Consider the following 260-nt stretch of genomic DNA (forward strand, 5'->3'; position numbering starts at 1 on the left):
TTGGCAGACTGCAGGGCGGTGATCGTATCCAGAAACATGCGCAGCGCTTTGGCGGTGTTCGCTCTGCAGTCCATCTGCCGCTGCTTCTTCCGATTGTTGGCTTGCGAGAACAATTTACCCATCAGCTTGATGAACATCGTCACCGCATCGTCCGTGAGCTTCTGGCAAAGCTTGATGACTTGGGCCACGATCAGAGCGTGGCGACGGCTGGCGTTGAAGTCGTTGGCAAGCCAGGCCGGCGTTGCGTTGCCCTCCCGGAT

1 protein-coding gene is annotated in these 260 nt (G+C 58.1%); it reads right to left on the reverse strand.

Annotation, left to right across the window (positions count from 1 at the left end; genetic code table 11):
- On the reverse strand, positions 1-260 hold a 260-nt coding region (locus SB816_RS32815; RefSeq protein ID WP_410548356.1), incomplete at both ends, for a hypothetical protein.

It is taken from the genome of Achromobacter sp. SIMBA_011 (assembly GCF_046535435.1).
In the GTDB taxonomy this organism is placed as follows: domain Bacteria; phylum Pseudomonadota; class Gammaproteobacteria; order Burkholderiales; family Burkholderiaceae_B; genus Achromobacter; species Achromobacter dolens.